At 31.8% G+C, this 25,761-nt stretch carries 20 protein-coding genes and 1 tRNA gene; 8 read left to right on the forward strand and 13 right to left on the reverse strand.

Annotated features, from left to right (window positions below; translation table 11 throughout):
- The 4 genes from ccoN to H6553_09710 form a co-directional block, all read right to left on the reverse strand.
- Complete coding sequence (gene ccoN / locus H6553_09695) at nucleotides 1-2,124, reverse strand: cytochrome-c oxidase, cbb3-type subunit I (protein ID MCB9034098.1); 2,124 nt, start codon at nucleotides 2,122-2,124, stop codon at nucleotides 1-3.
- A gap of 13 nt (nucleotides 2,125-2,137) precedes the next feature.
- Complete coding sequence (gene ccoS, locus H6553_09700) at nucleotides 2,138-2,290, reverse strand: cbb3-type cytochrome oxidase assembly protein CcoS (GenBank protein MCB9034099.1); 153 nt, start codon at nucleotides 2,288-2,290, stop codon at nucleotides 2,138-2,140.
- Between the two features lie 155 nt (nucleotides 2,291-2,445).
- Nucleotides 2,446-2,527: transfer RNA gene (locus H6553_09705), tRNA-Leu, on the reverse strand.
- Between the two features lie 115 nt (nucleotides 2,528-2,642).
- Nucleotides 2,643-3,803, reverse strand: coding sequence for a porin (locus H6553_09710; GenBank protein MCB9034100.1), 1,161 nt, complete (start codon nucleotides 3,801-3,803; stop codon nucleotides 2,643-2,645).
- Nucleotides 3,804-4,117: 314 nt separating this feature from the next.
- Between H6553_09710 and gltB the strand changes: the two genes are divergently transcribed.
- Both gltB and H6553_09720 read left to right on the forward strand, forming a co-directional pair.
- Nucleotides 4,118-8,656: a glutamate synthase large subunit gene (gene gltB, locus H6553_09715; protein MCB9034101.1), complete on the forward strand. Its 4,539-nt coding sequence runs from the start codon at nucleotides 4,118-4,120 to the stop codon at nucleotides 8,654-8,656.
- Between the two features lie 12 nt (nucleotides 8,657-8,668).
- Nucleotides 8,669-10,162: a glutamate synthase subunit beta gene (locus H6553_09720; GenBank protein MCB9034102.1), complete on the forward strand. Its 1,494-nt coding sequence runs from the start codon at nucleotides 8,669-8,671 to the stop codon at nucleotides 10,160-10,162.
- 196 nt (nucleotides 10,163-10,358) lie between these two features.
- On the opposite strand, the gene H6553_09725 is transcribed toward H6553_09720, so the two are convergent.
- The 4 genes from H6553_09725 to H6553_09740 form a co-directional block, all read right to left on the reverse strand.
- Nucleotides 10,359-10,904 carry an NUDIX hydrolase gene (locus tag H6553_09725; protein ID MCB9034103.1) on the reverse strand — a complete coding sequence of 182 codons (546 nt, stop codon included), beginning with the start codon at nucleotides 10,902-10,904 and terminating at the stop codon, nucleotides 10,359-10,361.
- A gap of 513 nt (nucleotides 10,905-11,417) precedes the next feature.
- Nucleotides 11,418-13,046 carry an L-glutamate gamma-semialdehyde dehydrogenase gene (gene pruA, locus H6553_09730; protein ID MCB9034104.1) on the reverse strand — a complete coding sequence of 543 codons (1,629 nt, stop codon included), beginning with the start codon at nucleotides 13,044-13,046 and terminating at the stop codon, nucleotides 11,418-11,420.
- Nucleotides 13,047-13,291: 245 nt separating this feature from the next.
- Complete coding sequence (locus H6553_09735; GenBank protein ID MCB9034105.1) at nucleotides 13,292-13,879, reverse strand: hypothetical protein; 588 nt, start codon at nucleotides 13,877-13,879, stop codon at nucleotides 13,292-13,294.
- 242 nt (nucleotides 13,880-14,121) lie between these two features.
- Nucleotides 14,122-14,538, reverse strand: coding sequence for a transcriptional repressor (locus tag H6553_09740; protein ID MCB9034106.1), 417 nt, complete (start codon nucleotides 14,536-14,538; stop codon nucleotides 14,122-14,124).
- 53 nt (nucleotides 14,539-14,591) lie between these two features.
- On the opposite strand from H6553_09740, the gene H6553_09745 reads away from it, so the two are divergent.
- On the forward strand, nucleotides 14,592-14,981 hold the full coding sequence (locus H6553_09745) for a MerC domain-containing protein (GenBank protein ID MCB9034107.1): 390 nt from the start codon (nucleotides 14,592-14,594) through the stop codon (nucleotides 14,979-14,981).
- Here H6553_09745 and H6553_09750 read toward each other — a convergent pair.
- The 3 genes from H6553_09750 to lysM all read right to left on the reverse strand — a co-directional run bounded on the left by H6553_09750 (nucleotide 14,964) and on the right by lysM (nucleotide 16,813).
- Nucleotides 14,964-15,875 carry a hypothetical protein gene (locus H6553_09750; GenBank protein ID MCB9034108.1) on the reverse strand — a complete coding sequence of 304 codons (912 nt, stop codon included), beginning with the start codon at nucleotides 15,873-15,875 and terminating at the stop codon, nucleotides 14,964-14,966. The genes H6553_09745 and H6553_09750 overlap by 18 nt on opposite strands.
- 7 nt (nucleotides 15,876-15,882) lie before the next feature.
- Complete coding sequence (locus tag H6553_09755) at nucleotides 15,883-16,236, reverse strand: hypothetical protein (protein ID MCB9034109.1); 354 nt, start codon at nucleotides 16,234-16,236, stop codon at nucleotides 15,883-15,885.
- A gap of 115 nt (nucleotides 16,237-16,351) precedes the next feature.
- The gene (gene lysM / locus H6553_09760; protein MCB9034110.1) at nucleotides 16,352-16,813 is read right to left on the reverse strand and encodes a peptidoglycan-binding protein LysM; all 462 of its coding nucleotides are present in this window, start codon (nucleotides 16,811-16,813) and stop codon (nucleotides 16,352-16,354) included.
- 127 nt (nucleotides 16,814-16,940) lie between these two features.
- On the opposite strand from lysM, the gene H6553_09765 reads away from it, so the two are divergent.
- From H6553_09765 to H6553_09775, 3 genes are read left to right on the forward strand one after another with little or no spacing between them, the layout of a single operon-like run.
- On the forward strand, nucleotides 16,941-17,963 hold the full coding sequence (locus H6553_09765) for a fatty acid desaturase family protein (protein ID MCB9034111.1): 1,023 nt from the start codon (nucleotides 16,941-16,943) through the stop codon (nucleotides 17,961-17,963).
- A 12-nt stretch (nucleotides 17,964-17,975) separates the two neighbouring features.
- Nucleotides 17,976-19,226 (forward strand): MFS transporter, encoded by a 1,251-nt coding sequence (locus H6553_09770; GenBank protein ID MCB9034112.1) that lies wholly within the window; start codon nucleotides 17,976-17,978, stop codon nucleotides 19,224-19,226.
- 43 nt (nucleotides 19,227-19,269) lie between these two features.
- On the forward strand, nucleotides 19,270-20,880 hold the full coding sequence (locus tag H6553_09775) for an OmpA family protein (GenBank protein MCB9034113.1): 1,611 nt from the start codon (nucleotides 19,270-19,272) through the stop codon (nucleotides 20,878-20,880).
- 616 nt (nucleotides 20,881-21,496) lie between these two features.
- On the opposite strand, the gene H6553_09780 is transcribed toward H6553_09775, so the two are convergent.
- Together H6553_09780 and H6553_09785 are read right to left on the reverse strand one after the other, a co-directional pair.
- On the reverse strand, nucleotides 21,497-21,799 hold the full coding sequence (locus H6553_09780) for a GIY-YIG nuclease family protein (GenBank protein ID MCB9034114.1): 303 nt from the start codon (nucleotides 21,797-21,799) through the stop codon (nucleotides 21,497-21,499).
- 719 nt (nucleotides 21,800-22,518) lie between these two features.
- On the reverse strand, nucleotides 22,519-23,226 hold the full coding sequence (locus H6553_09785; protein MCB9034115.1) for a hypothetical protein: 708 nt from the start codon (nucleotides 23,224-23,226) through the stop codon (nucleotides 22,519-22,521).
- A gap of 251 nt (nucleotides 23,227-23,477) precedes the next feature.
- On the opposite strand from H6553_09785, the gene H6553_09790 reads away from it, so the two are divergent.
- Together H6553_09790 and H6553_09795 are read left to right on the forward strand one after the other, a co-directional pair.
- Complete coding sequence (locus H6553_09790) at nucleotides 23,478-24,419, forward strand: SH3 domain-containing protein (protein ID MCB9034116.1); 942 nt, start codon at nucleotides 23,478-23,480, stop codon at nucleotides 24,417-24,419.
- Nucleotides 24,420-25,168: 749 nt separating this feature from the next.
- Nucleotides 25,169-25,759 carry an NfeD family protein gene (locus tag H6553_09795; protein ID MCB9034117.1) on the forward strand — a complete coding sequence of 197 codons (591 nt, stop codon included), beginning with the start codon at nucleotides 25,169-25,171 and terminating at the stop codon, nucleotides 25,757-25,759.
- Nucleotides 25,760-25,761: the final 2 nt, after the last annotated feature.

The raw sequence follows: 25,761 nt of genomic DNA on the forward strand, positions 1-25,761 counted from the left end.
CTAATTTTTATTATTAATATCAGAACCTAATCTTTGTAAATATGCAATTAGTGCAATAATTTCTTTTTTCTCACTAATTTCTATATCTGTAGTTTTTAAATCGGCAACAATCTCTTTAGCTTGTTTTTCTAAATCTGCATTGGCTTGTGCTTCGTAACCTTGTGGATATGGCACACCTAATTTACGCATTGCATATATTTTAGAATTGGTATTGCTGATGTCTAAATCTCGTTTAAATAACCACGGATAAGCTGGCATTACACTACCTTCTGACATAACACTTGGTTCTAACATATGTCTAAAGTGCCAATCATTAGATTTTGCTTGTTTATTTCCTTTACCTTCTCTAGCTAAATCTGGTCCAGTTCTTTTACTTCCCCATAAAAATGGATGATCATAAACGAACTCGCCTGCCTTAGAATACTCTCCGTATCGTACAACTTCGTGTCTTAGTGGTCTAATCATTTGTGAATGGCAGTTATTACACCCTTCTCTTATATAAATATCTCGTCCTTGTAATTCTAATGGTGTATATGGTTTTACACTAGCAATAGTTGGAATATTACTTTTAATTAAGAATGTAGGAATAATTTCTACTATACCACCAATAGCTACTACCACAAAACTTGCTGCTAATAACAACAAAGGTTTTCTTTCGATAAAGCTATGCCAAAATGTTTTACCAGTTGGTGCATATTTTTTCTCTAATGGAGCTGCTTCTGCATCAACAGTAGCTTGGAATGAACCACTTTTTACTGTTTTAATTAAATTATATCCCATTAAAACAGCACCTGTTAAATATATGGTTCCACCTAAAGCTCTTAATATATAAAATGGTTTAACCGACATTACAACATCCATAAACTGATATTGTAACTGACCTTCTGGTGTAAATGTTTGCCACATGAAATATGTTCTAAATGCAGACCAATACATTGGAATGGCATATAAAATAATTCCTAAAGTACCTATCCAAAAGTGTACACTTGCTAACTTTACAGAATGTAATTTTGTTTTGTACAAACGAGGTACTAACCAATACAACATACCAAAAGTTAAGAAACCATTCCAACCCAAAGCACCAACATGCACATGGGCAATTGTCCAATCTGTATAGTGAGATATAGCATTTACATTTTTAAGTGATAGCATTGGTCCTTCGAAAGTTGCCATACCATAACAAGTAATACCTACTACAAAGAATTTTAAAATTGGATCGGTACGAACTTTATCCCAAGCACCTCTTAGTGTAAATAAACCATTTAACATACCTCCCCAACTTGGTAATATTAGCATTATAGAAAAAGCAGTTCCTAATGACTGAGCCCATTCTGGTAGTGCTGTATATAATAAGTGGTGTGGTCCTGCCCACATATAAATAAAGATTAAAGACCAAAAGTGTACTATACTTAATCGATAAGAATATACAGGACGATTAGCTGCTTTTGGAACGAAATAATACATTAATCCTAAATATGGTGTAGTTAAGAAAAATGCTACTGCATTGTGACCATACCACCATTGTACCAATGCATCTTGAACACCTGCATACAATGAATAACTTTTAGTAAGTGAAACTGGCAACTCGAATGAGTTAACAATATGTAGTAAAGCTACCGTAACCCAAGAAGCTAAGAAAAACCAAATAGCTACATATAAGTGTCTTTCTCTTCTTTTTAAGATAGTTCCTATTAAATTGATACCAAAAGCCACCCAAACAACAGCAATCATAATATCTATTGGCCACTCTAGCTCAGCATACTCTTTAGATGTAGTAATACCTAGTAATAATGTAATTGCTGCTAATACTATAATTGACTGCCAGCCCCAAAAATGAAATTTTCCTAATTTTTCACTAAACATTGGTGCTTTTAGTAATCTTGGTACTGCATAATAGACTGCTGTAAAAATACCATTTCCTACAAATGCAAAAATTACTGCATTAGTATGTAATGGTCTTAATCTACCAAAAGAAGTTGGTGCTAAGTTTAAATTTAAAGCAGGAAATGCTAATTGAAAAGCAATAATTACTCCAACCAACATTCCAACAATTCCCCAAAAAAGCGTAGCAAAGGCAAAGTTTCTTGCCAATGTATCGTTGTAACTAAATTTTTCTATATTCATATGTAACTATTATTTAATCTTTTTTTTCAATATCATCAAATAAAATTCTATAAGCTGGTGATTCTACATCATCATACTGACCTTTGTTTACCGACCATAAGAAAGCAAACAAGAAGCCCAAAGCGGCTATCACACTTATAATTAGTAAAACTATTATTACGCTCATTTAAGACCTTTTTATCCAACTACAAATGTAAAGAATAGTTAACTAGAAAAAAAATGATAAAAATCATTTTTGTTTTATAAAAATCAATTGATAAAAATTTAATGCTACAAACAAAAAATTTACAAGAAAAATCTTGATAAAATATAAAACAAATGTGCCCACGACTGGATTCGAACCAGCACGCCTTGCAGCACCACCCCCTCAAGATGGCGAGTCTACCAATTTCTCCACATGGGCAATTGCTTTGCAAAGATAATTGATAAATTGTAATAACAAGAAAGAGCGTCTAAAAATTTAGACGCTCTTTCTTTGAAAATAAAAATACCTATGAGAGCTTTCAAGCTTTTCTTTTTTAAAATGCATATACTGCAGCAAAACCTATTACATTTTGCATTTTAGAGCCATTACCTTTTCTATTTAAGAAAACTTTTTCTGTAGCAAAATCTAATCTATATTCTGGGATGAATGTTAAACCACCTACTACATTAACATGAGCTGTTAGTGTAACATCTGCAAAGTTTTTAGCAGGACCAGCTACATATGGAGCTACTAAATCTGGATTATAAAAATAACCTACTCTTCCGCCAATACTTAATTTGTCAGAAATATCAGCACTACCATATAAGTAAGTAGTAAAATATTTAGATCTACTAGGATCACTATCTTTAGTTGCTTTAAATCTATATTGATGATAAGCTACATTTACACCAAATAATCCTTTTTCTTCTTTACCTAAAGCTACACTACTAGTTAAATCGTAAGAATGTTTGTAGTTTTTATAAGCAGACACTTCAGTAGAATCATTAATCATATAGCTAATGCCTTCATTTCCTCCTATAAAGTTTAAATAAACACCACCTTTATCGCCACTATAACCAACTTGAGCTCCTACATATTTATTTCTATCATCATCAGATTTAGTATCGGTATCATTAAAGAAACCTACCATAAAGTTTAATTTGTCTTTAGTAAAGTTTGCTTTTAAACCAGTGTGATAAAAAGGACCATTTTGGAATGCTAATGAGGTTGAGTAGTTAAAATTGTTTTGTGGCTCAATCAATTCATAACCAAAGAAAGTACTAAAGTTACCTAAAGTAAATTCTACCCAATCTGCTGGTGAATAAGTAACATACAACTGTTTAATAGCCAAAATAGTGTTAGCATACAAAGTATTGTTAGCAGCTTCTGCTCTAGGACCAAAACCCAAATCTGCCATAAACCCAACTTTGCCTACTTGTTTTGACATCATCAAGTTAATCATACCTAATTCAAATGAATTGGCTTTACCATAAAAAGCTCTGTTTAATACATCATTGGTTTGTTTTCCAACAAAATTTGTTTGTACATAAACATCAGCAGAACCAGAAATTTCAAAAGGAATCTTTTCTTTAAATGCTTCAATTTTTGTTAATTCCACTTCTACAGTGTCAGTTTCGCTTGCTGGTACTTCTTTTGCATTCAGTAACACATTACCAAAAAGCAACATACATAAAATCAGTCTAATAGTCTTCATAAAATTCAATTTTAGAGTTAAATAATTTAATTATTTGCAAGTATAAATCTATTATTTAGAGAAATACAAGAAATATTATTAAGAAATTATTAGTTAATCATTTAAAAATTGCAATTACCTCTAAAAATAATTCACATTATTTAAAATTTTAATGTGTTTGTTTTTTAACGAAATAATGCTTTATATCAATAAGATGTTAACTCTCTTTATGTATTGATAAAAATTTCTTAAACGCTGTATTTTCTAAACAAATGAGAAATATGCTTAATATAGTAGTTCGCTATTTTTCTTTTCAAATTAAAATATAGAGATAGATGACTAATAACAATTTAAATAGTGGTGGATTATATCGCCCTTCATTTGAGAAAGATGCTTGTGGTATTGGTTTTGTAGCACACATGAAAGGAGTTGCTTCGCATCAAATTATAGAGGATGCTTTAGTAATGCTAGAAAATATGGAACATAGAGGTGCTTGTGGATGTGAAGAAAATACAGGTGATGGTGCTGGTATCTTAATTCAAATTCCTCATAACTTCTATAAACAAGAAGCAGATGGTTTAGGTTTTACACTTCCTAATAAAGGAGAGTATGGTACTGGCTTAGTATTTTTTCCGAAAGATTTAGAAAAAAGAGAAGCGTGCTTAAAAATAATTAAACATGCTGCAACTAAGTTTCGGTTTACTATTCTAGGATTTAGAACACTGTCTGTAAACAATCAGCCTATTGGACCAAGTGCTTTAGCTGTCGAACCTTTTGTACAACAAATATTCTTACAACCAAATTTTGAAATAGAAGAAGATATTGCTCTCGAAAGAAAGTTGTACATCTTTAGAGCTTATACTACACATAAAATTCATGAGCTATTAGGTGAAAAAGATAGTTTTTACTACAGTTCTTTGTCTTGCAGAACAATTATTTACAAAGGACAGTTGACTACTTTTCAAGTTAGACAATACTATCCTGAGTTAAACAATCAAGCACTTACATCGGCACTTGCTTTGGTACATTCAAGATTTTCTACTAATACATTTCCTAAATGGAAATTGGCTCAACCATTCAGATTTCTTGCTCATAATGGTGAAATAAATACACTTAGAGGTAACTTAAACTGGATGCGTACTAGAGAACACTTATTAGATTGTGAAGTGTTTACTAAAGATGAGCTAGAAATTTTGTTTCCTATTTGTGATGCAGACCAATCAGATTCAGCTAACTTAGATAATATAGTAGAGTTATTGTACTTATCTGGTCGTTCTTTACCTCATGTATTAATGATGTTAATTCCAGAAGCATGGCAGGATAATGAACAAATGGAAGACTGGAAAAAAGCATTTTATGAATATCACGACTGTATGATGGAACCTTGGGATGGTCCTGCTTCTATTTGTTTTACCGATGGAAAAATTGTTGGTGCTACACTAGATAGAAATGGTTTAAGACCTTCTCGTTATGTTGTATACAATGATGATATTGTAGTCATGTCGTCAGAAGCTGGTGCTGTACCAACTCAAGAAGATAAAGTAGTTAAAAAAGGAAGATTACAACCTGGTAAAATGTTTATTATAGACATGGAACAAGGTAGAATTATTTCAGATACGGAACTAAAAAAGAAAATTTGTACTGCTTATCCATATAGAGAGTGGTTAAACAAGCACAAAATTACTTTTAAAGATTTACCAAAATCTACCAAAAAAGAAATTATACTTAACAAAGAAGATTTACTAACTCAGCAATTGGCATTTGGTTATACTTCCGAAGATTTAAAAGTTATTGTAGAACCAATGACAACTACTGGAAAAGAACCTATTGGCTCTATGGGAACAGATACGCCTTTAGCTGTTTTGTCCGATCAATCTCAAAACTTATCAAACTACTTTAAACAGTTATTTGCACAAGTTACCAATCCACCAATCGATCCAATTCGTGAAAGAATGGTAATGAGTACTTTTACAACTTTAGGTGGTGCTAGTAGTATTTTAACTACTTCAGAAAATCATGCAAAGCAAATACATATAAGACAACCTATATTAACCAATGCAGATATTGCTAAGCTGAGATATATCAACCATCCAGATTTTAAGATTTATACCATTAAAACACATTTTCCTACTAATGGAAAAGCTGGTGCTTTAGAAAGAGCGATTAACAGAATATGTGCAGAAGCTGAAGATGCAGTTGCAGATGGTAATAATATTATTATATTATCTGATAAAGGTGTAGATAAAGACAATGCTCCAATTCCTTCTTTATTAGCCGTTGGTGCTGTTCATCATCATCTTATTCGTTCTAAAACAAGAATCGATTGTTCTTTGGTTGTAGAAAGTGGCGACATTAGAGAAGTACATCACTTTGCTACACATATTGGTTTTGGTGCTTCTGCTATCAATCCATATTTAGCTTATCAAAGCATCTACGATTTAAATAAGACTAAACTAAATCATTTAGAAAAAACTGACGATTACTTAGTAGATAACTATATCAAAGCTGCTAGTAATGGTTTATTAAAGATTTTCTCTAAAATGGGAATTTCTACTTATCAATCTTATCATGGTGCTCAAATCTTTGAGATTGTAGGTTTAAGTGAAGCTGTTGTCAATAAATGTTTTACTAATACTGTTTCTCGTTTAGGCGGAATTGGTTTTGATGAAATTGCAAAAGAAACACTTAAAAAACATGCTTTAGCATATCCTGATGTAGAAAATCAATATGCTCACTTAGAAGTAGGTGGTGTGTATCAATGGAAACGAAGAGGAGAAACACATATGTTTAATCCAAATAGTATTCATTTACTACAACATTCTACTAAGAAAAACGACTATCAATTATTCAAACAATATTCTGCTGCAATCAACAATCAAACAGAAAAAGCAATTACACTAAGAAGCTTATTAGAGTTTGATATGAGCAATGCGAAACCTATTGATATTAATGAAGTAGAACCAGTTGAAAATATTTTAACAAGATTTGCTACTGGAGCAATGTCTTTTGGATCTATTTCTTATGAAGCACACACAACCTTAGCAATTGCTATGAATAGAATTGGTGGAAAATCTAATTCTGGAGAAGGTGGCGAAGATGAAATAAGATTTGAGAAAAAAGAAAATGGTGATTGGGAACGCTCTGCTATTAAACAAGTTGCTTCTGGTAGATTTGGCGTTACTTCTTACTATTTAGCTAATGCAGAAGAATTGCAAATTAAAATGGCACAAGGTGCTAAACCTGGAGAAGGTGGTCAGTTGCCTGGTCATAAAGTAGATGAATGGATTGGTAGAGTAAGACACTCAACACCTGGTGTAGGTTTAATTTCACCACCACCACATCACGATATTTATTCTATTGAAGATTTAGCTCAATTAATCTATGATTTAAAAAATGCTAATCCAGATGCAAGAATAAATGTAAAACTAGTAGCAGAAGCTGGTGTAGGAACCATTGCTGCTGGTGTGGCTAAAGCAAAATCAGATGTTATTTTAGTTTCTGGTTACGATGGTGGAACTGGTGCATCGCCAATTTCTTCTATTAAACATGCTGGTTTACCTTGGGAATTAGGTTTGGCTGAAGCACATCAAACACTAGTAAAAAATAATTTAAGAAGTAGAGTAGTGCTACAAACAGACGGACAACTTAGAACAGGTAAAGATATTGCTATTGCTACGCTTTTAGGTGCAGAAGAATGGGGAATTGCTACGGCTGGTTTAGTAGTAATGGGTTGTATTATGATGCGTAAATGTCATCTAAATACTTGTCCTGTTGGTATTGCTACGCAAGATAAAGAGCTAAGAGCAAGATTTGAAAGCGATCCACAATATGTCGTTAACTTCTTTACATTCTTGGCTCAAGAGCTAAGAGAAATTATGGCTGAATTAGGTTTTAAAACGATTGATGAAATGGTTGGACAAACGCAGTTATTAAAGAAAAGAGACAATATTGACCATTGGAAATACAAATACCTAGATTTGAATCCAATTTTATTTAAAGAAAATGTTGGTACTGATGTTGGTTTGTACAAGCAAATGGCACAAGTTCATCCTAAGAATGAAGGTGTAATGGATTTAACTTTAATAGAAGAAGCTAAACCTGCTTTAGAAAATCAAGAGAAAGTTGAAATTAATACTAACATAGTCAATACTGACAGAACTGTTGGTGCAATGTTATCCTACTATATTTCATCAAAATATAAAGGCGATGGCTTATCAGAAGATACTATTCAAGTCAACTTTACTGGTTCTGCTGGACAAAGTTTTGGTGCTTTTTTAGCTCCAGGTGTTTCCTTTAAAATTCATGGCGAAGCAAACGACTACTTTGGTAAAGGATTATCTGGTGGAAAACTAGTCATTCGTCCTTCTAAATTAGCAACATTCAATCCATCAAACAATATTATTATTGGTAATGTGGCATTTTATGGTGCTACAAGTGGCGAAGCATATATTAATGGTATGGCTGGTGAAAGATTCTGTGTTAGAAACTCTGGTGTTAAAACTGTAGTGGAAGGCATTGGAGACCATGGTTGCGAGTATATGACTGGTGGTATTGCTGTAATATTAGGTGCTACTGGTAGAAACTTTGCTGCTGGTATGAGTGGAGGTATTGCTTATGTATTTGATTTTGACAATAACTTTGCGAAAAATGTAAATAAAGAAATGGTAGAGTTAGAAGAGTTAGACCAAGAAGACTTAAATACATTGCATGGCTTAATCAGTAATCATTTAAAATATACTGATAGTGCTGTTGCTAAGAGTATCATTAATAATTGGGAAGTAAAATCTCAATTGTTTGTTAAAGTAATGCCAACCGATTATAAACGCGTGTTACAAGAAAGAAAAAATATTGCTAATCAAACTGTTAACATATAAATCAATTATTTTATGGGAAAACCTACAGGATTTAAAGAATTTACAAGAGAATTACCTAAGTATAAAGCTGTTCAAGATAGAATAAAAGATTATAAGGAATTCTATGAACCATTTGCTGATGAAAAAACCAATCAACAAGCAGCAAGATGTATGGATTGTGGCGTTCCTTTCTGTCATTCAGGTTGTCCATTAGGCAATATTATACCAGAGTTCAACGATGCAGTCTATCAAAAAGATTGGCAATTAGCTTTAGATATTTTATTATCTACTAATAATTTTCCAGAGTTTACAGGAAGAATTTGTCCAGCACCATGCGAATCCTCTTGTGTGTTAGGCATCAATCAACCACCAGTAGCTATTGAGCATATTGAAAAAACAATTATAGAAAAAGGGTTTGAGTTAAACCTAATTCAACCAAGAAAGATTGATTATCGTACTGGAAAGAAAGTAGCTGTAGTTGGTTCTGGACCAGCTGGTTTAGCAGTAGCTGAGCAATTAAATAAAGCTGGTCATAGTGTAACTGTTTTTGAAAGAGCTGATAAAATTGGTGGCTTACTACGATATGGTATTCCAGATTTTAAATTAGGTAAAAATATAGTTCAAAGAAGAGTAGATTTAATGGAACAAGAAGGTGTTACTTTTAAAACCAATGCTAATGTTGGTGTTAATGTTCCAGTTGCCGATTTACAAAGCGAATTTGATGCTATTGTTTTAGCTGGTGGCAGTACTGTTCCTAGAGATTTACCTATTCCAGGTAGAAACTTTAAAGGTATTTATCCTGCGATGGAATTTTTATCGCAACAAAATAAAAGAGTAGCCAATATTGAAACCAAAGTCGACCACAGAGGCATGACTTATGAAAATGGCGATATTTGGGCAACTGATAAAAATGTAGTAGTAATTGGTGGAGGTGATACAGGTTCTGACTGTGTTGGTACTTCAAACAGACATGGAGCTAAATCTATCTTACAAATAGAATTGATGCCAAAACCACCAGTTGAAAGAAGTGAAGCAACACCTTGGCCAGAATATCCTGTGATGTTGAGAACTTCATCTTCTCATGAAGAAGGTTGCGATAGAAAATGGAGTATGAACAGTATGGAATTTCTAGGTGATGACAATGGCAACCTAAGAGCTATTAAAATGGTAGAAATTGAGTGGAAAAAACAAGCCGATGGTAGACAAATTTTTGAGCCAGTTGCAGGAACTGAAAAAGAAGTGCCTTGCGAATTAGCTTTATTAGCAATGGGATTTGTGCATCCACAGTACGAAGGTATGTTAGAGCAATTAGGTGTTGAATTAGATGCTAGAAAAAATGTAAATACCAATAATTACCAAACCAATATTAGCAATGTATTTGCTACTGGCGACATGTACACTGGACAGAGTTTAGTAGTAAGAGCCATTAGTCATGGAAGAGAATGTGCTAGAGCCGTAGATATTTACCTAATGGGAGAAACACAACTCGAAGCCAAAGACCAATCTGCTTTAATGGTAAATGGATAGGTGCTAGCTATTCAATAAAACTAAAAACCTGAGTTCGGTTTAAAAGTTATTGTAAAATACTGTTTATCATTAATTTAGATTTAAACAGATATTAAAGGTGATACAGCTACGCTGTATTTTATAAACTTTCTATCATTTCTAATAAGGTTGAAGTGCTACGCACTTATTAAGTTAACTAATGCCAAATGTAATATGTTTATTTATCTGGAAAAGTTGCCAAATGCGTTTTGAAATTGCCCGTTTTTCTATCTTCAAAAAATCTATTTAAAGTATATGTTGATGATGTAAAAGCCATTTCTTTCCATGGTATCTCTGCTTCATCAAATAGTGCAGAAGCTAAACTTTCCTCTCCGTTTCTAATAATGCCATCTGTAAGTTCTGCTAAAAAATGTATATACACTTGATTGGCTTGTGGCAAATTATAAATTACATATGGTTGTATAATTTTAATATTAGCTCCAGCTTCTTCCCATACTTCTCGTGTTGCTCCGTCTTCTACTTTTTCATTATCTTCTAAATATCCTGCTGGTAAATTCCAAAAACCTTTTCTTGGCTCAATTGCTCTTTTACATAACAATACTTTATTTTGATAATGCACCAATGCTCCTACTACTACATTGGGATTAGTATAATGTATATTGTGACAACTATTACATACAAATCGTTTGTGTGTATCGCCTACAACTGCTTGAAAAGACATTGTAGCTCCACAATTAAAACAGTACTTAATTGGTAAGTTCATCTAAGGATAAAAATACAAAAAAATGTAAGAATAGACTTCTTTCATAATTGTTCTTTGAATAGAGTTGTGATATATTTTAATTCTAAATTACGCACTAGGAAAAATAGGTTCATTTCGTTTTTAAAAAGGTTGCGTAGCTACGCCATGCTTTACTACTTAAACCCAAATTACGCATTAGACTTTGTCATGAGAGAAAATTATACAAAATATTTACAAAGCACGGAATTTTTTTCACGGAAATGTAGTTTTAGCTACATTGAGTATAAAAAAATGAGTACTGAAGTAAATATAAAGTAGAATTTTTTCGGAATAAATTTCTAATGCGTAATTTGGGTTAAAAGCTAGTGCTAATAAAGTTGAAGTACTACGCACTTCTTATTTAGAACTAGAAGTATGTCATACTTCAATTGGAGTAACCATGCGTGAAACTCTTGGTATAACTATAGTTATTCAGATAGTACTCTACTTTGAATTCTATGTATTAGAAAGGAATTTAATGTTCTTAATCCTCCACTACGCTTTCATGTATGGATATTTGTAATTGGTTGGTGGATGGAAATTTTCTTTTACAGTTCTTGGTGATACAAATCTCAACAAATGAAATTTGCTTCCTGCTTTATCATTAGTACCAGATTTTCTTGCTCCACCAAATGGTTGTTGTCCTACTACTGCTCCAGTACATTTATCGTTGATGTAAAAGTTTCCTGCGTTATTGGTCAGTTTGTCTTTTAAATAATCAATGGCATAAACATCTTGAGCAATGATTGCTCCTGTTAATGCATACGGAGAAGTTTCGTCTAGCAGTTGCAAGGTTTCGTCAAGTAATTCATCATCATATAAATAAATTGTGAGTACTGGTCCAAAAATCTCTTCTTCCATTGTTCTCGACTTTGGATTTTTAGTGAGAATAACGGTTGGTTCTATAAAATATCCTTCTGAGTTGTCATAATTTCCACCAAACATAAAAATATTATCATCGTTGGCTTTGGCATCTTCAATATATCCTGTAATTCTATTAAATGAATCGGCTGAAATTACTGCATTCATAATGGTAGAAAAATCTTCGACACTACCTTGTTTAAAAGATTTTAAATCGTTGTACATGACTTCCCACAAATTCTCCCAAATAGATTTTGGAATATACGCACGAGAACACGCCGAACATTTTTGACCTTGATACTCGAAAGCTCCTCTTAAAATTGCTGTAGCTGCTACTTTTACATCAGCAGAGTTGTGTACAAAAATAAAATCTTTACCACCAGTCTCTCCTACTATTCTTGGATAACTTTTGTATTTATCTATATTCAAACCTATTTGCTTCCAAGCTTCTTGAAACACAAAAGTTGAGCCAGTAAAATGTAAAGCAGCAAAATCTTTATGTTCGTAAACTATTTTAGATGTTTCAATAGCATCTGTAAAAATCATATTAACTACTCCATTTGGCAAACCTGCTTCTCTAAAAATTTCCATAATCGTCCATGCAGAATAAATTTGATGTGGTGATGGTTTCCAAACAACCACATTTCCCATAAGTGCTGGAGCTGCAAACAAATTGGCTGCAATTGCTGTAAAATTAAATGGTGTAGCAGCAAAAACAAAACCTTCTAATGCTCTGTATTCTACAGAATTTCTAATATTGGTATCATTTTTTGGTTGCTCTTGATAAATTTGTGATGCATAATAGACATTAAATCGTAGGAAATCTGCTAATTCGCAAGCTGCATCTATTTCTGCTTGAAACAAATTTTTGCTTTGTGCTAACATCGTTGATGCATTGATAGCTGCACGATATTTTCCACTTACTAAATCAGCAGCTTTTTGAAATATAGCCAAACGATTTTGCCATGGTAAATTTTGCCATGCTTCTTTAGCATTTAAAGCTGCATCTATTGCTAAATGAATATGCTCGTTTGTTCCTTTATGATAATGTCCTATTTTATGTTTGATTTCGTGTGGTGGAAATAAGTCAACAGTATCATTTGTTCTAACTTCTTTTCCATTTATAAATTGTGGAATATCTATAATTGCTTTTTTTCTTCTATTTAATTCTTCTCTAATAGCACTTCTTTCTATACTATCTTTAGCATATCCTAGAATTGGTTCGTTGTTTGGTAAATCAAATTTTAATACTGCGTTTGTCATATAATGAAATTTTTACAAAGTTCTATAAATTATTTTACAAATACCTAACTGTACACAAGTATAAACAAAAATACAGACTAAATGTTGCAGTATAAGTATTCAGGATTCATCAGTGTCCTCTACGAGTGACACTGATGGAAATAGTTTTCTTTTCACTCAGAGTTATTCTTTCCACTCAGAGTTATTCAAAGAAAACTCTGAGTATTAGATTTATCAGTATCTTTTATGAGTGGCAATGGTCTGTGTTAATTCCTAGCATTTTTTTGTAACCAATCTGAGATATTTTTAGCTGGAAAATATTGTTTTGCGTTTACTTGTTGTGCTATTTTTTCTTGTGCTCTAGTTACTGAGTTATCTATCATATTATGTGAGATACTTTCGCCTTCCTTAAAACCTAAATTTTGTAGCATATTTTTTAATCTATCTGATGTATAAATTTTAATTAATTCATCATCAAAAGATATATAATACAAAATACTTCTAATTCCTTGTTCTTGTAGTGTTTTATGGAATATATTTTCAGTAGATAACAAAGGAAATCTTTCTATTCCTACATAAACAAGTGCATTACTTGATGTATTTTTAACTTTTTCTAAAACAAACAGATAAATAGATTGATTTTCTATTTTAGGCAATTGAATTAAATCATATTTTATTGAGTGATTATCAAATAGATTAGAAAATGCGTTTTTGGTATCTTCGAAATAACAAAAGTAAATAGGAAATTCATCTAAGTCGACAGATGCCAATAGTTGTTCATTTTTTTCTTTATCTGTTAAATAAATTATATTGTGTACAGGTATTTTGTCTTCTTTTTTGAATAAATTAAACATATTAATAAGCTTACTTTTGTCTTGATACAAAAGTAACAAAAAATCAAGACTGCAATAAATTCTTTACGCTCGAACTGCTTAAAAAAGCTAAAAATCTTGAAACTCGCTTCACTCAAACAACAAGATTTTCTTAACGCTTTTTTATTTGTTCTCTCTAAATTTATTGAAGGTCATCATTTGAATTATGAATTGCAAAAAATATTCTATTCATTATACCACAAAATCTTTTATAGTAACAAATTCTACTGATTACAATTAGCACAAATGCCTTCTACTAATAAATTAGCTTGTTGCATTGTGTAGTTTTTTGGCAAATGGAAATCTGGAATTTGTAAACTATGCAGACATTCTATTTTTTCGCAAACACTACATTTAAAATGTACATGATTGTCTTGATGTTCGTGTTCTATTTGATGATGATGACACATTGCATATTTGGCAATACCTGTTTCATCGCTTATTTTGTGAATGATGCCAGCTTCTACAAAAGCTGTTAGCGTTCTGTAAATGGTTACTCTATCGTAAATATGAGCAAATTTTGTTTCGATATCTGCATGTGATAATGCAAAATCTGTAGTATTAAATACAGTTAGAATTTCTTTACGAATTGGTGTAATTCGCAAGCCATGTTCTTTTATTTTACTAACAATATCTGACATAATAAAAAATTAACTTGCAACTGAGTTGCACTTTTTGTATTTTTGTATCTTCAATGAGTACAGAAGCACATTTACACGACCACAAAGCTAATAAAGTTTCTTTAATTTTATCTGCCATTTGTATTGTTCACTGCTTATTTACACCAGTTTTAGTAGTTGTTTTGCCTTTTGCTGGTACTTTTATGCATGAAAACCATTGGATTGAATTGCTTATTATTTTAGGTATTGTTTTACTAGGTTCGTCTTCATTAAAACATGGTTATCGCTATCATCATCACAACAAAAAACCTATTATTTTGTTTGTTATTGGATTAGTGCTATTATTAATTTCTAGTATGATACATTTTATTGCAGATAGTTTATTCTTGCATCATGTATTTGGCGTAATAGGTGGTTTGCTAGTTGGTGGTGCTCAGTTGTATAATTTAAAATTGAGTAGGTAAATCTTTATCTAATAAGTTTAACAACGATTCTAATTTTTCAATCATAACTTGATTTTTGCTTTGCTGAAAACAAGCAATTTGGTTGTACAACAATGCTTTAATGACTTGACTATTATGACATGGCGAATAGTAACTCTGTTCTTTCTCTAATTTTATTTGTTTGAGATAATTGGTGATTTCTATTCTTGAAAATGCAATGCCTTTGTTCAATGGATTTAAGTAAAACATTACACTTTTATCTTGATCTTTTTGATTTAATTCTTCAACAGACAAATTTCTTTTGGTATATGCCATTATAAAATGAAATGGTAAATACACACCATAAATTGGCAAATCATTTTTTTGAGCTAAAATTAAATATAAAATACTTAAAGATATACTATTGCCTTTTTTGGTTTCTAGTAATTTATTGATAAAACCTAAGTTTGGATCTGGATTTGGTGTATTGACTTGCTCGCCAAAGTAAGCATTGAGTCGGAATATTACATTATTAATTACTTGTACTTCTTCTAATGCAGAAAGTGATGCGTTGAGTTCTAACCAAATACTTTTGTTTAATCTATTTAGTTTTTCTATAATAATATTTTCATCAATATCTGGATAGAAACACTTGGCTACTAAAATACTTGGTTCTAATAAATCTACACAACCATTATCAATCCAAGTAATAAATCTATCCTTTATATTTGAAAATTGTATTGACTGAATAACTGTTTCTAATCTTTGTTGTAGTGTTTCATTATCTGCTTGCATCCAAGCATTTTCTAACATTGGAATACTTGGTTCACCAAAAGATATTAATTTTTGCTGAACATGATTAAATACTTCCCAATCATTATCATCTAATAATTTCACTAATGCATTAAATTCGCTATCTTTTATACTGTTGTTCATTCTTTTCCTATTCCTTTGTTAGCTTATTTAATTGATACATATCATTCTTAATAAAATCTTTTGTAAAAATATTAATTAAATAAGTTGGCTCTTTTAAATCATCAATACTCAAAAATAAACTATCTGTATCAAAAACAAAATCTTTTAACACTTTACTTTCATCGTCAGAAATTAAAATGCTTAAAGCTGGTTGATTGATAGATTTTTTAAACAAGAGCATTGAATCTGTAACAGTAATATTAAAATGAAATGAAGTGTCAATTTGTGTTTGCAATACACTTATAGTATAATTATTGGTATTTGCAACTGCTACAAACTTTAGCAGTATTAAACAAGCAATTATATAAGTCAATTTCTTCATGGTATTACAATACAAATTAGTATTTTTTCTTAAATAAAAAAAGACTGTCCAAATAAATCAGACAGTCTTTCTATAAATTAGATTCCAAACAAATTTTGGAATGACAAATATTATTTTATACCGTTGGTATTCTTAAAACTTGTCCTGGATAAATTTTATCAGGATGTTCTAACATTGGTTTGTTAGCTTCAAAAATAACCATGTAAGAGTTTGCATTGCCAAGTGTATTTTTTGCAATTTTAGATAAAGTATCACCAGCAACTACAGTATAAAACTGAGCAGGTTCTTTTACTTCGGCAACAGTAAATTCGTCGTTAACTACACCAACACCTTCTACATTACCTACTGCTAAAATAATTTTTTCTCTGGCTTCTTGCGTTTCTACTTCTCCGCTTACCGTTACTGTATCTCCTAGTACAGCCACTCTTAATTTTGCTACATCAAATCCTAAAGTTTTAATATAGTCTAATAGTTCTTGAGCAGCAACATGCTTATCTTCTTCAGTAGTTTGTTCTTCTGCTTTCTTGTTTTTGAAGATTTTTTGTCCTGCTGTTTTAATAAAATTAAATAATCCCATAATTGATAAATTTTTATTGGTAATATTACAAAAACTATTCCAATTTTAAAATTTATTGTAATGAAGTGTTATAACAATATTAATTTTAATACTTTTGTTAGATATTACTATAATAGAAGTTAAGCACATGAGTAAAACGAGAAATGCATGGAAGTTTGATGTTGCACCAGAAAATAATCAAGTAGTTAAATACAAGCAAATCATCAATACTTATCTTAGTAAAGAAGAAATCAAAAAATTACACGAAAAATCAAATACCAAAGCATGGTTATCTATTTTTTCTGTTTGGTTTTGGATTATTTTTGCTTTTGCTTTAGTCGGATTTTTTCCAAATATATTTACCGTAATCATAGCATTGTTTATAATTGGTGGGAAACAATTAGGTTGTGCCATAATTATGCACGATACTTCTCACTATTCTTTATTTAAAACCAAAAAACTCAATAATTTTGTAGGTAATTGGTTAGGAGCTTATCCAATCTTTCACAATGTAGAACAATATCGACCTTATCATTTTCAACATCATGTTGCTACTGGTACAGTAGATGATCCTGATTTAAATTTAGTAAAAAACTATCCTGCAAAATTGTTGAGTTTACTTAGAAAATTCATTAGAGACTTAATTGGATTGACTGGCATAAAAACCGAATTTGCTTTAGGTGCTATGCATTTAGGTTTTATACAATACAACTTAGGTAATCTAATTGTAAAAATTCCGAAAGAAGAAAGAACATGGAAACAAATTTTTACCAATGCTTATTATAACTTAAGAGGACCAATTACTGCTAACTTAATTATGTTTTTAATACTACTTGCTTTTGGCAAACCATTACTTTATCTATTGTGGATTGGAGCATTACTCACTACTTATAATTTTAGCTTACGCGTTCGTTCTATTGCAGAACATTCTGTTGTAGAAGACACTAACAATCCATATAAAAATACAAGAACTACTTATGCTAATTTTGTTGAACAAATTTTATTCGCACCGTTGCATGTTAATTTTCATTTAGAACATCATTTCTTACAAAATGCACCAAGTTATAATAATCCAAAAATACATCAGCTTTTAAAAGAACGAGGTTTTTATGAGCAAGGATTACTCAAAAACAACTATTGGGAAATTATTAAAATGGCAATCAAAAAATAATTTTTTATATCTATGACTAAAGACAATGGCAAATCAGTAAGCATACTTATAATAGTTGCTGCATTAGGATATTTTGTAGATGTATTTGATTTATTACTCTTTGGTATGGTAAGAGTAAGTTCTTTGCAAAGTTTAGGTTTTGAAGGCACTCAACTAGAAACTCTAGGCATGCGTTTAGACAACTTTCAAATGATAGGCATGCTACTTGGCGGAATTTTTTGGGGAATGCTTGGCGATAAAAAAGGTAGAATTACAGTATTGTTTGGTTCTATACTCACCTACTCTATTGCCAATACACTCAATGGTTTTGTGCATGATATTAATCACTATGCTATATTGCGATTAATTGCTGGATTTGGTTTAGCTGGAGAATTAGGTGCTGGTGTTACGCTGGTTAATGAAAGCATGAGCAAAGAAAAAAGAGGTATTGCCACTGCTTTTATTGCTGGATTTGGTGTGCTTGGTGCAGTAGTTGGTTGCTTACTAGTACTTTGGGTTGGCGACTGGAGAACTTGCTACATTATTGGTGGTATTATGGGTTTTGCATTGTTAATTCTACGAATAAGTGTATATGAATCGAGTATGTTTACGCAACTCAAAGAAGAAAAAAGCAAAGATAAAGAAATACTATTGGGCGATTTTAGAACACTGTTTAGAAATAAAGCAACGGCTATTAAATATTTGGCAGTTATTGCAATTGCCATTCCTATATGGTATGTAGTACAACTCTATGCAAAGTATGCACCAGAATTAGCCGATGCACTACACCTAACTTATCCAGATAAAAAAACCGTAGCCATTTATGCTATACTATTTATTTATTCTGGCTTAACCATTGGTGATGTTTGTTGTGGCTTACTTTCTAACTATTTAAAGAGTAGAAAAAAAGCTATTTTATATTATATGATACTTTTAATTATACTAGTAACTATATTTTGGTTTATAGCAAAACTAGGACTTGTTTTCTTTTATGGTATGATATTTTTACTAGGATTTAGTATTGGATATTGGGCTGTGTTTATGAGTACAGCTGCCGAATCTTTCGGAATTAATATTCGTTCTACAGTTACCAATACAGCACCAAATTTTGTAAGAGGTGCAGTGATAATTATCAATGCTTTGTATTTACTGTTTAAAAATCAACTAGGATTGTCTACAATATATTCAAATATTGCAGTAGGAATTATATGTATTTCCATTGCCTTATTAGCTTGGAAAAAATTAGAAGAAACTTTCGGAAAAGATTTAAACTATACTGAGTGATATATTAAAAATAATACTTAACTTTATACTAAAATTAAACCTTATGAAAATTAAACCATTTATTATAGTTATTTTTCTATGTACTATTTATGCTAATGCCTTTTCTACCGAAACTAGCTTAGAAGCCAAAGATGACAAATCAAAAACTAAATCAAAAAAAGAAGTAAAGCAATACACTTTAGAAACAAACAAGTTTTTAAAAGACTGGAATTTAATTTTACACGGTGGAGCTACCATGCCATACACTGATATTAGAAGCTATGACTGGTTTAGACAGTTTAAAAAACCTAGCGAAGTACAATGGGGTGCTGGTATTGGATTAACTAAAATGTTTGGTAGTGCTTTTGGTATTAATGTAGATTATACCTTAGGTAAAGTTTCTGGTAGAACACTTTCTCGTGGTGGTTTTGCTGAGGACAGAGATTACTGGAATCAACTTGGGTTTAATGAACCTGTGTACTTTAAAACTAATGTATTTCACCAAGCAACTGTAAACTTTTACTTAAACTGGATGGGATTATCATTTGGATACAACAAATTTATTAAAGCAGAAATTACTGGTAAACCAATTAAAGAAAGAAGATTTGCACTATACAACAAAATTGGTATTGGTATGATTAGAGCAGAATCTAACATATATAATGTTTCTGATGACTTACCAATTGATAACTCTTCTTACTTAAGAGGTTACACCAACAAGTATACAGAAGTGGTATTTCCTTTAACTACAGGAATGAAATTTAAAGTAAACAAATCTATAGATATAGGTATGGAAGGTACTTTTACTTTTACCAATTCAGATAAATTAGATGCATTCAACTTTCAAACTTATATCGATAATCAAGGAAAAACAGTAAACTCTTTATCTAAAATTAATAGAGATGCTTACGCTTATATGAATGTGAATATTACTTATAAGTTCGGAAGAATTGGTTCTCAAAAAGAACATGTAGAATGGGTTAATCCTATGGAAATGATGATGGTTTACCATGATAAACACACACCAAAACCTCAAGTATTACTAGATACAGATGGAGATGGTGTGTTAGATATTGTTGACCAAGAACCAAATACACCAGCTGGTTATCCTGTAGATGCAAAAGGCGTTACTTTAGATAGCGATAAAGATGGTTGTGTAGATGCATTAGATCCAGAACCATACTCTAATCCAAACTTACCAATTGTAGACTGTAAAAATGTAATTGATACAGTTAAAAACATTACAATTATTGAACAAAATCCAATTAAAGAAGTAGTAAAAGAAACCATAGTAGAGAAAGAAACTAAAGTTATTGATGATGAATGGAAACTATCTTCTATCTATTTTGATTTAAACAAATACAATATTACACCAGAAGCTGCTACAGAGTTAAAAAAAGTAGCTCAAACCATGCAGAAAAAATCAGATTTGATAGTAGAAGTTCAAGGACATACTGACACAAGAGGTTCTATGGCTTACAATCAAAAATTATCTGAAAACAGAGTTAATGCAGCTATTAATTACCTCATTAAAAACTATGGCATTGATGCAAATAGATTTAAAAAACTACCAATGGGAATGGTAGATCCAACAATTAAAGATGCACAAAACGAAAATCAACATCAAGTAAATAGACGCGTTGATTTTAAACCAGCATCTGGAAATGCAGAATAAAAATAAATACAATTTAAAAGATAGCTTAAAGACCTGTTCATTATGAGCAGGTCTTTTTTTCTTGTGTTACCGAAAGAAGTTTCCTACAATACACTTATAAATTATAAAAAACAAGCAAACTATAAATGAATGCAAGCAAGTTTTATAGTTGGATTATTAACTTTTTCCTTGATGAAAAAGTTACAAAACCTGCTTGCCAGCAGGCAAGAATCAAGAAGTCTTTTAAGGCAATTTTGCTCCGTTATACTACGCAAACCGTTGGCAAATTTATTTCTTCATGCTTATTGCTCGTACCTCGCAATGCAATTACGAAATATTTGCCACTATTGCTGAAAAAGACTTCCTACAAAACGAAACACTACTTTTTAAACTTTTTTATTTCAAAGAACTATTTATAACTACTTATTCTCTCCTAATTAAATAATTGATTTTCAACAACAGTTCGGATATACGAACCTTTTATGGTAGACACTTTATACATACTGTCCCAAAAAGTATGTTATTCGTCATGTTGAGTGATAGCGAAACATCTCCTAGTTTAATTACAAAATACTTCTTTTTAGTTTCTACTATGCCGTTGGGGACTCTTCGCTATCGCTCAGAGTGACGAGAGGCATTAAATACAATCTTGAATATCATACCATAAATCTTTCCATTCTGAGTTTATTGAGTTAATCAACTGTTCTTTATAATTTCTTTTCTTGCTTTTTAAATACCGTTCTCTGTTAATAGCTTCTGCTATTGAGGCAAAAAACTCATAATATATAATTTTGTTTAGATTGTATTTTGCAGAAAAACTATTACTATATCTTTTTGTCTTATGTTCATAAACTCTATTTACCAAATTAGATGTAACACCTATGTACAATGTGGTATTGTGTTGATTACTGAGTATGTAAATATATCCTCCTTTTGTCATACTATTTAGACGACAGAATAGAACAATTTCCATAAATATTTTTATTCTTCCTTCATGTTGAGTGAGATACGAGAAAAACATCTCGATTAGACAGGAGACTCTTCGCTTTGCTCAGAGTAGACGGGGATTCTTTACTATTATCCGTCATGTTGAGTGAGGTACGAACGAAACATCTCCTAAGTTTAATGAGAAGATACTTTATTTTAATTTCTGCTATTTTGTTGGAGATTCTTCGTTACATTGCATTTCTCTCAGAGTGACGCGTTATATTCTTATTCGTCTATACTGAGCGAGGCACGAACGAAGTATCTTGTTATGGAACTTGGAGACTCTTCATTTCATTCAGAGTAGACGGAATAAAGTAAGGGATCCTTCGCGTTGCTCAGAGTGACGGGGGTTCTTTACAGTTATCCGTCATGTTGAGCGATAGCGAAACATCTATTTACTTAATTGAAGTATGTTTTATTGCAGAGTCTCTGCTATTTTGTTGGAGATTCTTCGTTACATTGCATTTCTCTCAGAGTGACGCGTTATATTCTTATTCGTCTATACTGAGTGAGGTACGAACGAAGTATCTTGTTATGGAACTTGGAGACTCTTCATTTCATTCAGAGTAGACGGAATAAAGTAAGGGATCCTTCGCGTTGCTCAGGATGACGGAAAGAAAAAAGGAGGAGCAAATGCTCCTCCTCTTCATTATGGGTAAAATTCAAACAAGCTTACAAATGTTGTCGTACAACAGTCGTGCTTATAATATCACTCCAATGACCTACAATGCCATCGTCTTGTCTATAAATAGCTTTATACTGCCAGTGTTCTGCTTTCTCGGGTAAAGCGTGTTTGTCTATATAATTAGGTTTAGTATCTATGTTCAGTAAAACAAAATCTTCATTGTGTGGTCGTTTTACCCAAATTTCTATTGCATCCATACCACTTTTTGTCCAAACAATTTCTGGTTGTCCGCCTTTGCTTAATTTTATTTTAAGCGTTGGCTTAATGGTATCTATATTGGGTTTTGCTTTTTTAGGTATGGTAGATTCGATGCCTAAGTCTAAACCATCAGCAACCGTATAACTGATATTGCTTTTTATACGATTAACCAATGATTTTACTCTAAGCATAAAGCCAGCCGTGGTGGCAGGCGGTGCTGTACCTAAGTTGGGTGTTGTTGCAATGCTACCTACAGTAGCACCAGCCAATAAACCATCTTTTAATTCTTTTAAGAACTTTTTCTGTTTTTTGTTGTACTCGGTATAAGCCATAGTTGCTTGTAATTGATAAGCAAAATGGTTAACGCTTTTGGTAACATCTGCAATTTCTGCTGGTGTAATAACATATTTACTAGCATGAGCTGGTAATTTTGTTGCGAAATTTCTGAGCCAAGCTTCCAATGCTTCATCGGTTCTTGGTAAATAATTTAATGCCATAATTCTGATTTTTTAAAAATTAAAAATATTTATTGTAGGGTATAACGCAAAAGACATGCTTAATTGTTTGTTGCCATAATTATTTAATAGATTTTAATATTTTAAGTACTTATTTAGTCTGTTTTTATTAAAAAGTGTTAGCATATAAAACAAATGTTCAATGTGCTATATATGCTTCTTTTATTTAAACCAACAAAGACAAATTTGTAAAGTTCGAATATTTATTATACCTTAGTATAAAATCATTTATTATGGAAACAAAATACGGCTTTATTAAAATGACACTTCCTGAGTTTAAACGATGGATAAAAGAACAAAATGTTGCAAGACATATTTTATATCTTCAAGAACATCATACTTGGGTGCCAAGTTACGCCCACTTTACTGGAGATAATCATTTTGAAAGACAACTTGCTATGAAAAACAGTCATAGAGACAGAGGTTTTTCAAATATTGCACAGCATTTTACCATTTTTCCTGATGGTACTATTTTAACAGGTAGAAGCTTAGAAGATAATCCAGCTGGAATTTCAGGCAAGAATAGCAATGCCATTTGTATTGAAAATCTTGGAGATTTTGATATAGGTGAAGACAATATGACCACTGAACAAAAGCGTTCTATTATTGAAGTAAGTGCTGCACTTTGTAAACGATTTAATATACCTGTAAATACTGATAGAATCTTATATCACACTTGGTTTGCTTCAAAATCTTGTCCAGGCACTAACTTTTTTGGTGGAAATACTAAAAGACACTGTGAGCAAAATTTATTGCCTTTAATACTACAGGTGTATAATTTAAATGAAGAAGGTAACCATTTAACTGATAAATTTGAATATGGTATTGTAACAGCCAATACTTTAAATGTAAGAACAGGTATAAGTACTCGCTTTGATATTGCATATACTACAAGTTATGGTTCGGTAATTAGGATATGGGAAAAAAGAGACGGTTGGTATAAAATATCAAAATCTAAAGAAGAATGGGTTTATGGCAGATATGTTGATATTATAAAAGCTGCTGTTGTAAATACTGATGTGCTTAATGTGCGTTCAGGACCATCAGTCAATTATACCAAATTAGATAAGGTACTTAAAGGCGATATGGTCTTTATTTTTGAAGCAATAAATGATTGGGCTAAGATTGCTATTGATGAAAAATGGGTATCTATGAAATACTTAGATTTAGCATAATTTCTTATTGAATTTGCTTACTTTTTTAATAAGAAAAGAGTATAGTTTCTATGAGTTATACCTAAAAAGACTTTATTTTAGTAATGAAATATGGGCAGAGCATGATGTCAGCTAAGCATGGATGTTTGCCGAGTTGGAGATGCCTGCCTACCGAGCAGGTAGATTTCGTTATCGCTCAACATGACACATTGCCTGTTGGGCAGAGCATGATGTCAGCTCGGCACAAGTGTTTGCTGAGTTGGAGATGCCTGCCTACCGAGCAGGTAGATTTCGTTATCACTCAACATGACGGTTTGCCTGTTGGGCAGAGCATGATGTCAGCTCGGCACAAGTGTTTGCCCAGTTGGAGATGCCTGCCTACCGAGCAGGTAGATTTCGTTATCGCTCAACATGACTCATTGCCTGTTGGGCAGAGTATAATGCCAGCTCGGCACAAGTGTTTGCCCAGTTGGAGATGCCTGCCTACCGAGCAGGTAGATTTCGTTATCGCTTAACATGACGGTTTGCCTGTTGGGCAGAGCATGATGTCAGCTCGGCACAAGTATTTGCCCTGTTGGAAATGCCTGCCTACCGAGCAGGTAGATTTCGCTATCACTCAACATGACGGTTTGCCCATTGGGCAGAAGACTGTATCATCCTAAAAAAGTTTACAGTTTGAATATACTCCTTAAATTAATTTTATCCACATTTTTTATTTTTTGGGAACTAATATTTTTTCAAATTGGTTATTCTATAAATATCTTTAAACTATGAATATAATTAACGAATTTTGGTCGCACTTAGTCATATTTGAGAAAATATTATTTGTAATAGCAATTATTGCTACATTATTATTTCTATTGCAAACCATAATGATTTTTCTTGGAGGCGATATAGATGATGCTAGTGCATTTGGTGACGCTGATGAAGCAATTGGACACGATGATGGTGTTGACTCGCAATATCTTACATTAAAGAACCTAATTGCATTCTTTACTATGTTTGGTTGGATTGGCTTAGCATGTTTTAAAAACGGAATGTCTTATTTACCAACCATTATAATTGCATCAATAGCTGGTGTTACAATGGTTGCAATAATGATGTTTTTATTCAAATCTATCTCCAAACTAAAATACGATGGTACATTAAAACTAGACAAAGCCATTGGTAAAAAAGGAACTGTATACTTAACTATTCCTGCTAACAATAATGGATTAGGAAAAATTAATATCAAAATAAATAATGCGTTACTAGAACTTGATGCCATAACCAACGATAAAAAAGATATTGCCAATGGCACGCTAGTAGAAGTTATAGAAATTGTAGGTAACAACACCTTATTAGTATCAAAAATCAACTAAAT

Source organism: Chitinophagales bacterium, assembly GCA_020636535.1.
Classification (GTDB): Bacteria; Bacteroidota; Bacteroidia; order Chitinophagales; family JADIYW01; genus JADJSS01.